We start from the raw sequence: 14,521 nt of genomic DNA, 5'->3' as shown, positions 1-14,521 counted from the left end.
GCACCCGTACGGTACGGGTCGATCGACACACGGCATAGTAGAGGGCGCTACGGCGTGAGTGCCGGGGGCGGTCGATGGTGGATCCGACAGGCGGGGAGAGAAAGCAGCAATGGCATCACGTCGGGACGAGCTGAATGCGTATTCATTTGCGCGAAAGCGCACGAATGCGTCATTTTTGAAGCCGCTACCGAATGGGTCGATCGAGAGCGCACCCAAGCCGCTGAAGGCGGTGGTGCCCAGCATCGTGGTGAGTGTCCTGATCCTTGTGGGATTCGGAGCGTGCGGCATCATCAAGCCCGTTGCTCCGCAGGGGTGGGACCAGGTCGGTGGAAATGTGCTCGTCGGCTCCAAATCGACCACGCGGTATGTCGTTCTCGACGACGAGGACGCCAACGGCAAGCACCACAAACTGCTCCACCCCGTCCTGAACCTCGCATCGGCCCGGCTGCTGGTCGATCCGAAGAAGTTTCAGGTCGTCAAGGTCGACGAGGAGCAGCTGGACGGGAAGATTGCCCACGGTCCGGCGATCGGGATCCCGTTCGCCCCCGACCGGCTGCCCTCCGTCGACGACGTGGACAAGCCGAAGACCTGGGCGGTGTGCAACCGCCCCGGCAGTGGCGTCGGGAGCAAGCCCCAACAGGCCGTGTTCGTCCTGGGGGGCAAGGACAAGAATCTGGTCGAGGGGGGGCAGGGCAGGCTCAAGACGCCCCAGGCGCTGTACGTCCAGGACCCTGACGGGAAGTACTACCTGGTCGACCCGAACGGGGTGGCGTTCGAGTTCGATGTCACCCTCGGGGGCAAGATGCCCATGTCCACGAGCGTGGCGGAGCGCCAGAACGAGATCCTCCGCCAGGTGGTCTTCCATGGCAGCCAGCCGCAGAAGGTCACCAAGCAGTGGATGGACACGCTCGTCAAGAGCCCGATCCCGCTCACCATGCCGAACGTGCCGGGAGCGGGGACGCGGTCCAGCACCCAAGGCGTCCCGGAGCAGTACCGCACGGCCGGCCAGGTGGTCCAGAACTCGTCGGGCCAGAAGTACGTCGTCACCCAGACCGGTGTCGAGAGGGTCTCGAACTTCATCGCCAACATCCTGACGTCGGGGCCGAACGCCCGTGCGGTGAGGAAGGACGACAGCGGTGCGGAGATGAAGGTGCCGCAGCTGGCCACCGCGGAGATCGACTCGACCAAGGACGAGGTCAACGACGAGAAGAAATTCCTGGACCCTCTCCCCTTCGAGGTCCGCGGCCACAAGATCGACAACCCCTGGCCGGCCGAAGACGTCGAGATGGCGAACGACTTCGGGTCGCAGACCAGTGGCCTGAACAGCTCCGCCAAGACCGGTGTGTCCTGCAACTTCTACACCGGCACCAGCAACAAGTACCCGGGCAGTGAAGCGTTCTTCAAGAACGGCGTTCCGGTGATGGGCGCCTGGGTGGGCACGGACTACCCGGGCAAGATCCCGGCCGGCTCCACCACATACGTCACGCCCGGCAGCGGCCTGCTGTATCGGGAGGTGAAGACCTTCGACCAGGCCGCCGGCGACGGTTCCATGTTCCTCGTCACCGACACCGGCCTGCGCTACTCCGTGCCGAACAACAACGACGGCGGGAAGAAGGCCGGCAACGCCGAGCAGAAGGTGGGGCTGAACCAGGCGGCCCTCGGCTATGAAGCGGCGCGCGTGCCGTCGCTCCTGGAAGCCTGGTCCAGGCTGCTCTCCTCGGGCCCGTCCCTGAACCGCCAGGACGCGGAGCAGCCACAGGGTTCCTGACGCTCAGGGGATGCCCCTCGGAGGCCGTGCCGATATCCTCGCTACGAGTTATCGGTACGGCCTTCTGGTATTCCACTCCACACCGCTTCGCCCGATAGCGCCCGCTCTGCCCCATTCCACCGAACAGCGTTTTCGGGACGGGTAGTTGACAATGTTGTGATCCCGTCACAAGTACCCGCCCCCTGTTGGGAACAAGCGTATGGAGTGGGTAATGTGGCCCAAGGCATCAACAGGAGATGCCAACCGCGCAGCGCCGTCACCTGATGCCGCGCGGTCGACGTACAAGTCTCATGGGGGACGTTGACTATGGCTGGTCAGCAGTACACAACCACTGAAGAGGAGATGGTCGCGTTCAGCGGCAAGATCGCCTCCGTCAACCAGGCGATCGAGGGCGAGATCCGTCACCTGAACACGGTCGTCGACAACATCACGTCTGGGTGGCGGGGTGCTGCGGCCACTCAGTACAACCAGCTGCAGTCGAAGGTGAACGACGACGCGAACCGGATCAACCAGCTTCTGGCTGAGATCAAGGAAGCGATCGACCAGACCACGAAGAACTACTCCGCCTCCGAAGAGGAGCAGGCGCAGTCGATCTCGCACGTCAACGCATCGGCGGACTCCCCGTTCGGATGATGCGGCCGCGCCGCCTCCCGCGGCGCGCCGACCTCGCCGCAGCGCCGGCCGACCTGTCGGTCCCGCTGCGGCTTGTGAATCGACCAGGCTTCACCAACTCCTGAGGAGACACCATGTCCGGCCAGATCCTCGTTAATTTCTCGACGATCCAGCAGGCAAGTTCCGACGTGCGTAACACGGCGAACAAGATCCGTCAGCAGCTCGACGACCTCGAGGCAGGCGTCAAGAAGATCGCTGCGAGCTGGGAAGGCTCGGCGCAGGAGGGCTACCAGGCCCGCCAGCGCGAGTGGGACCAGCGCGCCGATTCCCTGCACTCGACGCTCGAGGCCATCGCCAAGGCGCTGGACCAGGCCGCTCAGAACTACCAGAGCACTGAGCACAAGAACGCCGGTATCTGGGCGGGCTGACCTCACGTCAGCACAGGTACGGATGGCAACCGGCTGAGCAGCCCTCACGGCTCGCACAGTGGTCAATGAGGGCGAGCGCGCTGCAAATAGTGCGCTCGCCCTTCTGCCGTCCACCTCGGTTTCGCGGCTTCTGGCCCGATTCCTCCGTAGAACTCCCGCCGCTGCCTCTTCCTCGCCCTTCCCCCTCGCCTTTCACTCCTCGTTCCTGACCGTTACGCCACAGATGGAGAGCAGACAACCCGTGGGATCTCGCGCCATTGGTCACCGAGCCGGGCACCGCCGACGAGCGGCGGGCGCACTGGTCACGGCGGCCTGCGTCGCCGGCCTGTCCTGCGCCACCGCCGCGCCGGCGGCCGCGGACGAGAACACGCCGCTCAACAGCACCGAGTGCAAGTTCGGCACCAACTACATAAAAGAGACCCCCTGGTCCCTCCAGCGTCTCCTGACCACTCAGCTGTGGGAGGACACGGAGGGCGAGGACGCCAAGGTCGCCGTCATCGACACGGGAGTCGACAGCGACAACCCGCAGATCAGGCGTGCACTTGGCTCCGGAGGCGCCACCGTTGCCGGCGGCGGCAAGGCAACCCAGGACACGGTCGGCCACGGCACCAAGGTCGCGGGCATCATCGCCGCCCAACGCTATCCCGGTTCCGGCTTCGTCGGCATCGCGCCCAAAGCGAAGATCATCCCCTTCAAGACGACCAGTTCGGAAAAGGGCAGCACGGCCGAAACGCTTGCCCGGGCCATCGACAAGGCGAGGCAGGCAAAGGTCGATGTCATCAACATCTCTCAGGGCACCGACGCCAGCAGGGACAAGTTGGCCGTCCTTGAACAGGCGGTCGCCAGGGCAGCGGCGGACAACATCCTGATCGTCGCCTCGGCGGGCAATGGCGGTGCCGACGGCGGCGAGAAGGAGATGTGGCCGGCTGCCTTCTCCAAGGACTATCCCAATGTGATGGCGGTGGCGGCCTCCGACCGCAACAACGAGCGCGCGCCCTTCTCCCAGTCCGGAGACTTCGTCAGTATCGCCGCTCCCGGCGTCAGCATGGTCTCCACCGTTCCCGACGGTGGTAACTGCGTCGACCAGGGCACCAGCTTCGCCGCACCCTACGCCGCGGGAGCCGCAGCTCTGCTCATCTCGAAGCACAAGCACGACAAGGTCGGCGGAAAATGGAAGCCCCAGGAAGTCATCTGGCACCTGGAGAAGACCGCGGAGCGCGTCAAGACGAAGCGGGACGACTTCATCGGCTGGGGCGTCGTCGACCCGGTAGCGGCCCTCAATGACGACGAGCGGCCCACTGCCAAACCCCAGCCGGACCAAAACAAGAACGCAGCCGCCGGCCTCGACATCAAACCGGTCTCGATCACTTTGGGTGAAAGCGAAGAGGACCGGCGCACCCGCATCGCCATCTATATCGTCGGCGGCGGAATCCTCGCTGCCGGTGCGGTAGTTGGATCCGCCGTCGCACTTCGCGACTGGCGACGTAAAAATGGTATTGGCACGAACGGGGAGGCTTGATCATGGGTGGTAAAGGCGAGTACGGCGTAGACCTGGACGCCTTGGAAGAGGTCGTAAGGGAGCTCCACAAGGTCCTTGCCTTCATGGGCGACGCGCAGAGCACGTCCGAGCACAGCACCTACCTGCCGCAGGGTTCCCTGGGATCCAATTTCAGTGAGGTGAGTGAGCTCTATAGCGCTCACAAGGTGGTGAAGGGGAACATCACAAGGGTGATGAAGAGAGTCGACGCCCTTGTTGATGCTTTCGGGAAGAAGTCGGCCAAGGTCAGGGACGCGTACCAGGATGCGGAAGCAGAAAACAGCATCAAGATGTAGGGGCAGTGACATCAGCTGGCGGATCGCAGTGACCGATGGGACATGCCCGATGACGGAGTGGGGGACAACAGATGGCATCGAAGGAAACTAAGTACACGCCGACGCCGTGTCACGTGCCGAAGACAAGTGTGACGCCGCCCAAGGGATCGGGCGAGGAACAAGAAATGGGTCCCGCCATCCTCAAAAGTCGCCCGCAGTTCACTGAAAAGGAGCTCGGCGACATCAAGGAAATGGTGGCGGGCTCCAACCCGGGCGAAGTCGGCAACGTCGCCGAGGGCTGGAAGCAGGTGCGCATCAAGCTGGTGGGCGGCGGCTCCGACTGGACTTCCACGGACTGGGACGGCGGCATCAAGAAGCATTTCGATGATGCAGTGACCAAGGTCCTTCAAACCTGGCACGGCCCCTCTGCCGATCAGTTCGCCAAGACTGCACAAGAGATCGGCAAAGCCTTCGCGAACCTTGCGGCATACCCGCACCTTGCCGGCTACATCCTGCATCAGGTCAGCGAAAACCTGAGCACCGCCAAGGAAGCCGTCGCCGGCATCGAGGAGCCGTCCTGGTGGGATGACCTCAAAGACAAGGTCGGGGACTCGGCGAAGTCTGTTGCCAAGGGCGCAGCAGTCGGAACCGCCGTCGGCAGCCCAGGGGCCGGCACAATGATCGGTGGCGCCATCGGCTTCTTCACTGGCGGGCGCGATGACTCGGGCCTGAAGGCTGACCTCAAGAACCCGAACATGACTATTGGGGAAGCCGCTCAGAGGAACGCAGGCAACATCGATCCTGAGAAGCAGGCTTCGCTGTTGGCTGGTCACTACGTGGAGCAGCTGGCGACGACGTATCGGGCCGGGTCGAAGGCGTTGCAGGGCGCCGGCGGGATTGATGATGGTGGCGGTGGTGACATCAGGCCGCCAGGCAACACTGATGGCGGTGGGAATATTGGGGGAATTGCCCCATTTATTCCGCCTGGTTCCGGTCCGAAGGGCGGTGCAACGGTACCGAAGATCCCGGGCATGAAGGGCGGGGGATACACGACTCCGCAGCCGATGGAGCCGCCACGTCCGGGCGGAATTGACGGCGGAATCGGCAGCATCCCCAAGAGTCCCGCGCCTCAGGTTGGGACGGGACTTGACGGCTTCTCAGGTGGACTTGGGACTGGCGGCGGTGCCGGAGCCGGCGGCGGAATCGGCGGCGGAATCGGTGGCGGTGGCGGCGTAGGCACTGGCGGTCTTTCCGGTTCCGGTATCGGCGGAGGTTCAACCTCGGGCATGAGTGGCGGCGGCATGCCAGGCGTGCCAGGCATGGTCGGAGGTGCCGCCGGTCGTGGCGGGAGCGCCGCCGGAGCAGGCGCCCGGGGCATGGGCCGTGCCGGTATGCCAGGCATGGCTGGTGGTGCTGGCGCAGGCAAGGGAGCCGGAGCCGGCGCTGGCGGCAAGGGCGGTGCCCTGGCACGGCAGAAGGGCGGTGTCGTCGGCGGTAAGGGCGGCAAGTCCGGAGTCGGCGGGCAGGGCGGTTCCGGCCTGCATCGCAGCCGTGGCGGTACACAGCAGGGCGCAAAGGGCGGTCGTCGTCCGGCAGGGATGGCCGGCGCTCCTGGGGCTCACGGCGGCAAGGGCAAGGGCAAGGGCGAGAATGGGCAGCGTCCTGACTACCTGGTCGAGGATGAGGAGACCTGGACCAAGGAGCGTAATGTGGCGCCCAAGGTCATCGAGTAGGGACCTGTCAGCCAAGATCAAATGATCGGCGGAATCGAAGTGGGGCCCGCAGTCTTCGGGTTGCGGGCCCCACCTTGCTAGGGAGAGGTGTACGGCATGAGCTTCACGCGAACGCTGCGTGCGGTGGGCGGCGCGGTGGTGGCGGGAGCACTGCTCTTCGGCGCCGCCCCGACCGCTTTGGCAGACGAGATCAGGGACGCTCAATGGCCGCTGAAGGCGTTTGATGCTGAGAGCGTCTGGAAGGAATCGACGGGCAAGGGCGTCACGGTCGCGGTAATCGATGACCCCATCTACGGCAATCACCCGGACCTGAAAGGGAATGTGCTTCCGGGGAAGAGTTTCATTGATGGGGGGCGTGGTGATCAGGGGAGCGAGGCAGATCACGGAACTTCGATGGCGTCACTCATCGCCGGACATGGGCATGGTGCAGGCGATTCCGATGGCGTGATGGGCCTCGCGCCGGATGCAAAGATCCTTCCCGTTGGGAGGCCAGATTTCGGGCAGGGAGACGGAAGTACCTACGTTGGTGATTGGGTTAGGTACGCAGTCGATCACCATGCATCAATCATCAACATGTCTATCGAGCCTACTTCGCTCTCAGATACTGATAAAGCAGCGCTGGCCTATGCGAGCAAGAAGGACGTTCTGGTTGTAGTGGGTGCCGGGAACGATGGGGCCGAGCTAGGTCCCTTGGCTTCATCCCCCGGAGTCGTCACCGTGGGGGCTGTGGACAAGTCCGGGAAAATCTGGCCGAATTCTAATTCGGGTAGCCAGGTGATGCTTTCGGCGCCCGGCGTATATATCACGTCTGCTTCTGCGCAGAGGACAGACTACCCCTATCGGCGAGCCAATGGAACTTCTGACTCCACGGCGTATGTCTCGGCTGCCGCAGCACTCCTGCGTGCGAAGTTCCCCGACCTCACCGCCGGTCAGATCGCCAATCGCCTCGTCAAGACGGCTGGTCTCGCGCCGGGGAAGCAAGGCCTTAAGCTTCCTGACCCGCATTACGGATATGGCTTCATTCGGCCATTGAAGGCACTGACGGCCAATATTCCTGCTGGTTCCAAGAATGGCCCACTGAAGACTCCTAAGACGGAGCCGACCGGTGGAGCAACCGGCCCCGGTGCATCGGGTGGCGACCAGGCAAGCGAGAAGAAGGACAGCGGGCTCGGTACCGGTGCCATTGTGGGCATCGCAGCTGGTGTTCTCGGCGTTGTCGCGATCATCGTCATTGTCATCGTCGTGGCCCGGAAGAAGAACGGCCGTAATGGTCCGCCCCCCGGCGGACCCGGCTACGGCGGCCCCGGGTTCCCGCAGCAGCCCGGTCCCTACCAGCAGCAGCCTGGCCCGTATCAGCAGCAGCCCAGCGCGCCCGGCTCGTACCCGCCGCCGGCGCCGCCCACGCAGCCGCCGGGTCAGTAAGGGCTAGTCGCAGCTGAAGACGGAATTGGGGTCCGCAGCCGGAACAACGGCTGCGGACCCCAGTGCGTTGACCCCAACGCATTGACCCCAATGCGTTGATGCCCCCGGCCCTTTCGTGGATGGATCACGAAGAAGCCGGGGGCATCAAAGGCGGTGCGGTGAGCGGTGCGGTCAGCCGAACACCGATCGGACGTGTTCCGTGACGGCGTTGCGGCCCTCGTCCGTGACGTCCTGGTGGCGGGTGGCGGCGCCGCCGGTGTGGCGGTCGACGTGGCGCTGGGCGGCGTCCAGGCCGCGGTTGGTGTGGTGTTCAGCCGCATTGGCGGCGTCGTCCTTGGCGCGGTCCACCCAGTGCTGGGGATCGGCGAGGCTGGTGACGCCGTCCTTGTAGTCGTTGATGCGGTCTTCGGCGTCTTTCTTGACGTCGTCGACGTATTCGCCGGCCTTTTCCTTGGCGATGTCGGCGGTTTCGCCGAGGTCGATTCCGTCACGGGCGCCGAAGTGGTTCTCGATGCCCTGCCCGACGAGGTTGCCTGCCATCTCCTCGCCGGCTTCCGCGGCCTTGTCCTTGGCTCCTTGGACCACGGTGTCCGTGACGAATTCCCTGGCGGAGTCCTTGGCGGCATCGACGACCGTCTTCTTGACCTCGTCCTTGACGGTCGTCTTGACGTAGTCCATGGCCGCCTGGCGGGCTTCCTTGCCCACCGCCTTCTTGGCCGCGTCCATGGCCAGCTTGCGGGCTTCCTTGGAGACCACGTTCTTGGCCATCTTCTTGATGGCGTCCATCGTGGCGTGTTCCATCGCCTTGGTCGCCGCCTGCATCACCTCGCGTTTGAGCTTCTCGAGGATCTGGCGGACGATCACCCGGGCCGCCTGAGTGGCACCTGCCGCGCCGAGTTCGGAGAGGCCGAGGGTGAAGGGCGCGGCCGCCTGTGCCGCAATGAGTTCGATGGCCAGCGCGATGAGTTGGGCGATGACCGCGATCTTGCCGGCGATAACGGCGATGGCTGCCGCGTCGAAGGCGGCGGCGATCACCTCGGCCGCTGCGGCGGCGTCGCGGAGGTAGTGATCGCCGCTGCCGCCGGTGCCGGCGTAGGCGCCCCACTCCTTGGAGAAGCCCTCGATCGCATCGCCCGAGTTGGCGCCGACGACTTCATTGGCGGCCGTGGTGCCATCGGAGAGCGTCTGATTGCACTGCTCGGCGAATGTGCGCCAGGTGGAGGCGCACTCGAAGAGTTTGTCCTCGTCGGCGTTCGGCCATTCGTAGCCGATCAGGCTCAGGACTTCGACGAGCGCGTCCGGCAGCATCAGTGACACAGCGATTGTCCCCCGTGCAGTTGTGGCCGAATTCAGGCGGCGTGGTGGTGCTGGAGTGGAGGCGGTGGGAACGCGGCCGGCTCAGGGGCGGCGTTTCGGTTTCCACGCGGAGATGAGCGATGGAGCGTCAGATCTGTGGGTGGCCCACGGCGCTGATGGTGTGGACACCTTGCTCGTCGGATTCGGCGTACTTCTGGGCCATGCCGTCGAGCTTGTCGCCGACGTCCTCGAGGCGTTCACCGAGGGATTCCATCGAGGTGAACATGCCTTCAGCGATGGGATTGTAGATCGTCAGGAAGATTTCGCCGAAGTCGCAGCCCTCGAATGCCGCATCAACATCTTTGAGGTCGTCCTTGAGCTTCTTCGACGCCTTGGAGAAATCGTTGCCAATGTTGACGAACGCTTTGCCCTGTGTCTTCAGTACGTCCGGATCGACGTTAAATGCCTGGCCGGCCACCAGTTGCCCCCGATTTACACTGTGTCTTGTTGATGCCCTTGACACTTCTCGAATGATCCTACATTAGGCGACCTGTGGGCTGTTGTGTCAAGGCGGAAGGGGGGTGCGGCGGCGCGCGAGCGGCCTCCCTTTGTGAAGTTTTGATGGTGCCGCAGGTGGCGGTGAAGTGTGCGGGAATTGTGGGTGGTTGAGACGGTGGGGGCCGGCTCCGCGCCGGCCACCCCGGGGGAGCCACCGCGGCGGATGTGTGGCCGGGATCCGGGGGCGGGGGTGATCGGTGGTCCCGTAGCATCCCGCTCATGGACGCAACCGGCAATGAGCAGCACCTTTCCGAGGATTACGCGGGGCTGACGCCTCGCCAGGCCCGCCGAATACGCATCGTCGTGGCCTCGGTGCTGATGGGCGCGATGGCGGTGGTGCTGGTGATTCGCCTGGCGTCCCGGCACTCGGTGCTGGTGGTCGGGGTCTACGGAGCCGCGCTGGTGCTCTGCGGCGTGGTGATCGAACTCAGCCGGAACGGACGTACGCGGCTGGGGACTTGGCTGTTGGGCATCGGGCTGGCGGCGGCTCTGGCGGCGGACTGGTTGCTGTTGCCCTGAGAGTTCCGAACGGCCTGCGCGAGGAGCAGCGGCGTTGCTGCGGTCAGGAAGGGCCGGCGGACGCGCCCCCTGGGGAAGCCCGCAGGGGACCGACTGTGTCCCGTCCGTGCCGAACTCCCCATGGCCCAGCTCGACTTCGAGGGTGGCGTCGGCCGGTCCGGGTGAGGTTCGAGAGCGGCTGTCCTGCGGTGACCGGGGGAGAGCCCGCGTGCCCATGGCCGTTCCCTGAACGCCTTCGGCTCTCGCCGACTTCGACGGCGCCCCGCGACGGTCAGGCGCGGCGCAATGGCCCTCCATCCCGTCCACACCGACGGACCACGGCCGTCGACGCAGACGTAGATGTAGATGTAGACGTGGTCGTGCTCCGGATGGTCGGACGGTGATCCGGGCGGCGGACGTCCCCGTCGAGTGGTCGAGGAAGCCTTCCGGGCCGCCAAGGAGACGAATTCAGCTTTGCGACGAGCGCAGCGAACCGGCCATCTGGGCCCGCCGGACGGCAGTCCGTTCCTCATGACCGAATGACCGAACGACCGAATGACCGAATTAGCGCCATGTCCCAGCAGGGTGCGAGCGGGTCTCCACCCTCCTGCTCGCTCAGAAGCGGGTGGGCGCCCCCGCCTCCGCGAACACGCCCACCCCGCATGCTTCACATGTCTCGGTCCCTCAGTACAACCCGTGCCACATCTGCTCGATGATCAGCGACCACCAGTTGCCCTCGTCGTCCAGCGCCCACGAGTCGATCGCCGCGATCTGCTCCTGGAACCCGGCCACCGCCGTGCCCGCCGCAAGCGGGTCCAGGCCCTGCATCTGCCGGCGGGTGGTCGACAGGAGGGCGAGGGAGCGCAGGTAGGCGGCGAGGGTGCGGTTGGTGAAGCGGCCGCCGCCGGAGGTGGGCTGGACGGCCCAGACGGTGCCGACCAGGCCCTGGTTCTGTTCCGGGGCGACGCACTGCACGGCCATGGTGTAGAGGCCGTCGGTGCCGAAGCGGACGTAACCGGAGAGGGTTTCGAGGGTCTCCGGCCGGGCCTCCGTCCCGGTCTGGCGGAGGTACGTGGCGACGTCCGTGAACAGGCCGCCGGCGGGCGGGGCATCGGCCCGGTCGGCGGTGAAGAAGTACGGGACCTCCGTCGGCAGCCCGGCCCAGGTGAGCGTCTTCTTCGTGGCCTCGGGGAGCTGGGTGGCGGCGATGTCGTCGGCGTCCGGCCGTACGACGCCCTGCGGGCCGAAGACCTCCGTGAGGTGCTTGCCGAGCGCCACATCGCGCATCGCCGGGGCGGCCTCGACGCCTTCCGGCACCGGCAGCCGGTGCGGCCGCGGCGGCGCCTGCCGCCCCGAGATCTGGTACATCATCTCGACGTGCCGCAGCAGCCCGGCGACGCCCTCGGCGCGCTCCTCGGGCCGCATGCCGTAGCCCTCGGTGCAGGAGAACTGGGCGTTGGGGAAGGCGCGGAAGATGAAGTCGCCGGGATAGCCGCCGGGCAGCAGCGCGGGGCGCAGGTCGGTGTGCACCGCCCGGACGTCCTCACCGCGTACGCCGAGGCGCTCGAGCTCGGCGGAGAGCTGGTACTCGGCGGGCGGCAGGCCGGGGCCGGAGACCTTGGCGAGGCTGGTCTCCTCGCCCGTCGAGGGGTCGTTGTAGGTGGCGACGGCGGTGTTGCCGGGGCCGGTGACCGGCGGCTGGTCGGCGGGGGCCGCCGCGCCCGTGGCCGTACCGGCGCCGTGCTTCTGCTGGTACATCCGCACGACCTCATCGACCGGTACGGACGGCCAGACCGTCAGCTCACCGGACGCGCGGTCGACGACGCCGCAGGCGGTGCCGATCTCGGCGGGCGGACGCCGCTGTCCGGTCTGCGGGTCGACCTCCGGAGGCGGCGGCACGGCCCACACCACCCAGCCGAGGTCGAACTCCTGCATGGCCACTTCGCGGGGCGGGCCCTGATGCCCCTCGGGGTTGAGCCAGCCGGCGGCGGTGGCGTGTGCCTGCGCCTGGGTGATCACGAGTGGTCTCCTTCGAGGCCGGGGGAGGCATCCGGGTCGGTGGATGCGTCGGAGTCGGTGGTGCCGGTGCGCTGGGCCGGCACGGTGGGGGCCGCCGCGGGGACGGGCGCGAGGATCTGCCGGGCGGTCACACCGCGCTCCGTGGCGACGACGAGGACGCCGTCCGGCGAGAGATCGGCGCCGGTGAACGGGGTGTCGGAGATCAGTGCCGTCACCATCTCCTTGGTCCCCCGCGCCCACACCCGCAGATAGTCGGCGCCCCGGCTGATGCCGAGCGGCGCCGCCTCCAGCGTCTCGTCCGAGGGCCGCAGCACCTGCTCCGGGGCGACGTCGACGTACTCCGGCTGCAGCAGATCGTGGATGAGCAGGGCCGGGCCGTCGGCAGGGCCCTGTGCGGTACGGGAGCCGGGCGTGCCCTCCGGTACGAGGAACGCCGCCACCTGACGGTTGTCGGCGCCTTCCTCCTCCGCCGGCAGATACCCGGTCCGCACCGCGCCCACCCCGGCGAGCGGCACGCTCCACAGCGTCCGCCACGGCAGCGCGAAGCCGAGGGCGTGCAGTGCCTGCGCGTACGGGAAGAGCCCGTCCTCGACGAACGCGGTCTCCAGCAGTGCCGCCCGCATACCGGCCGGCGCCTGGGTGCGGGTGAGCACGGGCGCGATCCGCAGATACGTGCGGGCCGGCGGGTCCAGCTCCTCGGGCGGCACGGCCTCCACTGCCGCCCGCAGCGTCACCGGGTCGGCGTGCGCGAACAGGCCCGGGTCGGTGAACAGCCGGGGGAGCAGTCCGGCCTCGAGGGTGTGCGCCGCGAGGTGGTCGCGGATGTAGGGGTCGGCCTTGGCCCAGTTCTGCTCGGGCACCGCCTCCAGCAGCGCCATGGCGATCTCGGTCTGCGCCTCGCGGACGCCGGGCAGACCGGCGCGGATCTCCTCGGCGATCGCCGGGTGCATCAGGCGCAGCAGCGTACGGTCGCCGCCGGCGCCTTCCTCGGAGTCCTCCGAGTCCTCGTCCGCTGCCACCTCGACCGGCTGGACGAACGGCGCGGCCAGCAGCATGCCGTCCGCGATGTCCTGGCTCATGTCCCGTCCGGCGACGGCGCCGGACAGCAGGCCCAGCAGCTCGACGGGCAGCCCCTCGCCCTCGGCGAACGCCAGCGGCGCCAGGATCAGCCGCAGCGTCTGGGGATCGGCGCCCAGGCGGCGGGCGTGCAGGTCCAGCGCCTCGCCGACATCGGCCGGCAGCTGGGACTCGTCGACCGGGTCGAAGCCCTCGGGCTGCATGAGCACCGACTGCACGGCGAGCTGCAAGGTCAGCCGGTTGGTGCCCGCGCGGCGCGCCATCGCCTCGGCGAGCGCCCGGCGGGCGGCCGGGTCGGTGGTGAACGGGAGCTCCGGCGCCCCGAAGCCGGGGTCGAGCGCGGTCTCGGCGTGCAGCAGCAGCCCCTCGGGGTCGGCCCACTCGGCCTCGTCGAGGTCGATGATCTGCACCTGCCCGCGCGGCAGCGACCCGGCCAGCTCGGCGGCCAGTTCGCGCGGGACATCGGCGAGCAGCTGAACCGTTTCGGTCGCCGCGAGCGGCTTGAGGACGTCCCGTACGAGGCGGGCCGGCTCGCCCACGGCACGTACCGGACCGGCCGCGTCGACATCCGGCACCACGATCGTCACCGGCTCCTCGAGCGCGGCGAGTTCGGTGAAGATGTCCGCGGCACGGGCGGCCTGCAGCCCGAAGTGGTCCGCGATCAGCCACTGGAACTGGTCGGCGGTACGCAGGGCGGGGCTCGGCACGGCGGGCGGCGGGAGGTCCGGGGGGACGGTCGCCGGGTCCATGTCGTCCAGCGGCAGCCGCTTGCGGTATTCGGGCTCACACAGCATCAGGAAACCGTGGATCAGCCGCGAACGGCCGCTGCCCGGGCTTCCGGTGAGCACGATGACGCGGGGCGCACCGGGCCACCGCATACGCCAGGCCGCGAGCGCGCGCAGCGCGGCCGTGCGCCCGCCGATGAACGGATGCGGCTCGTATGCGGGCCTCGCGGCACTGCCTTCGGCTGCGGCGCTCATGACTTCCTCGTCCCCCATCAATCCCGCCCTCCACTCGCGTGGATTTCTGCGTCTCTATCTGCTCGATCTTATGATCCGGCGCACCTGTGCCACGCCGCCGGGGCCCGGCTGTTCCATAACCGGAACATCCAGGCCGGGGCTGGTGGGGGGTGTGAGCGACGTGAGGTACGGGTCGCCGTTTGTGGAGAAAATACGGTCGCTCCGAGCGTAAAGGGCACGGAAAGAGCGTGAAAAGTGAGTGGCATGCGGCGAATGTCCGGCCGGTGATCCACTTTCTTTCGACTGCGGTCCGCGGCCGCGCCGGAGAGCGGCCGTGTA

12 protein-coding genes are annotated in these 14,521 nt (G+C 67.1%); 8 read left to right on the top strand and 4 right to left on the bottom strand.

The genetic code is table 11. The annotated features are described in order from the left end of the window. The first annotated feature begins 109 nt into the window (after positions 1 to 109). The 7 genes from ACIRPT_RS29375 to ACIRPT_RS29345 all read left to right on the top strand — a co-directional run bounded on the left by ACIRPT_RS29375 (position 110) and on the right by ACIRPT_RS29345 (position 7,775). Positions 110 to 1,768 carry a type VII secretion protein EccB gene (locus ACIRPT_RS29375; RefSeq protein WP_403832483.1) on the top strand — a complete coding sequence of 553 codons (1,659 nt, stop codon included), beginning with the start codon at positions 110 to 112 and terminating at the stop codon, positions 1,766 to 1,768. Between the two features lie 306 nt (positions 1,769 to 2,074). After that, positions 2,075 to 2,401: a WXG100 family type VII secretion target gene (locus ACIRPT_RS29370; protein WP_403512934.1), complete on the top strand. Its 327-nt coding sequence runs from the start codon at positions 2,075 to 2,077 to the stop codon at positions 2,399 to 2,401. A 113-nt stretch (positions 2,402 to 2,514) separates the two neighbouring features. Continuing rightward, a complete protein-coding gene (locus ACIRPT_RS29365; RefSeq protein ID WP_403512937.1) occupies positions 2,515 to 2,808 on the top strand; it encodes a WXG100 family type VII secretion target in 294 nt (97 codons plus the stop codon). Positions 2,809 to 3,049: 241 nt separating this feature from the next. Further along, entirely contained in the window at positions 3,050 to 4,327 is a 1,278-nt protein-coding gene (locus ACIRPT_RS29360; RefSeq protein WP_403832480.1) for a S8 family serine peptidase, read from the top strand. Between the two features lie 2 nt (positions 4,328 to 4,329). After that, a complete protein-coding gene (locus ACIRPT_RS29355; RefSeq protein WP_403832478.1) occupies positions 4,330 to 4,641 on the top strand; it encodes a hypothetical protein in 312 nt (103 codons plus the stop codon). Between the two features lie 71 nt (positions 4,642 to 4,712). Continuing rightward, positions 4,713 to 6,353: a hypothetical protein gene (locus ACIRPT_RS29350; RefSeq protein ID WP_403832476.1), complete on the top strand. Its 1,641-nt coding sequence runs from the start codon at positions 4,713 to 4,715 to the stop codon at positions 6,351 to 6,353. Between the two features lie 96 nt (positions 6,354 to 6,449). After that, positions 6,450 to 7,775 (top strand): S8 family serine peptidase, encoded by a 1,326-nt coding sequence (locus ACIRPT_RS29345; RefSeq protein ID WP_403832474.1) that lies wholly within the window; start codon positions 6,450 to 6,452, stop codon positions 7,773 to 7,775. A 171-nt stretch (positions 7,776 to 7,946) separates the two neighbouring features. Here ACIRPT_RS29345 and ACIRPT_RS29340 read toward each other — a convergent pair whose 3' ends face one another. Together ACIRPT_RS29340 and ACIRPT_RS29335 are read right to left on the bottom strand one after the other, a co-directional pair. Continuing rightward, positions 7,947 to 9,083 (bottom strand): PE-PGRS family protein, encoded by a 1,137-nt coding sequence (locus ACIRPT_RS29340; protein WP_403832759.1) that lies wholly within the window; start codon positions 9,081 to 9,083, stop codon positions 7,947 to 7,949. A gap of 136 nt (positions 9,084 to 9,219) precedes the next feature. Next, on the bottom strand, positions 9,220 to 9,549 hold the full coding sequence (locus ACIRPT_RS29335) for a WXG100 family type VII secretion target (protein ID WP_403832472.1): 330 nt from the start codon (positions 9,547 to 9,549) through the stop codon (positions 9,220 to 9,222). A 299-nt stretch (positions 9,550 to 9,848) separates the two neighbouring features. Here ACIRPT_RS29335 and ACIRPT_RS29330 point away from each other — a divergent pair, with 299 nt between their 5' ends. Beyond that, positions 9,849 to 10,148 carry a hypothetical protein gene (locus ACIRPT_RS29330; RefSeq protein ID WP_403512961.1) on the top strand — a complete coding sequence of 100 codons (300 nt, stop codon included), beginning with the start codon at positions 9,849 to 9,851 and terminating at the stop codon, positions 10,146 to 10,148. Positions 10,149 to 10,811: 663 nt separating this feature from the next. Here ACIRPT_RS29330 and ACIRPT_RS29325 read toward each other — a convergent pair. Further along, entirely contained in the window at positions 10,812 to 12,146 is a 1,335-nt protein-coding gene (locus tag ACIRPT_RS29325) for an SUKH-4 family immunity protein (protein ID WP_403832470.1), read from the bottom strand. Next, positions 12,143 to 14,203: an ATP-binding protein gene (locus tag ACIRPT_RS29320; RefSeq protein ID WP_403832468.1), complete on the bottom strand. Its 2,061-nt coding sequence runs from the start codon at positions 14,201 to 14,203 to the stop codon at positions 12,143 to 12,145. The genes ACIRPT_RS29325 and ACIRPT_RS29320 overlap by 4 nt, the downstream gene beginning before the upstream one ends. Positions 14,204 to 14,521: the final 318 nt, after the last annotated feature.

This window comes from Streptomyces sp. NPDC101227, assembly GCF_044767545.1.
Taxonomy (GTDB): Bacteria; Actinomycetota; Actinomycetes; order Streptomycetales; family Streptomycetaceae; genus Streptomyces.
The sequence above is the reverse complement of the archived record's forward strand: the minus strand, read 5'-3'. Positions and strand labels throughout refer to the sequence as shown.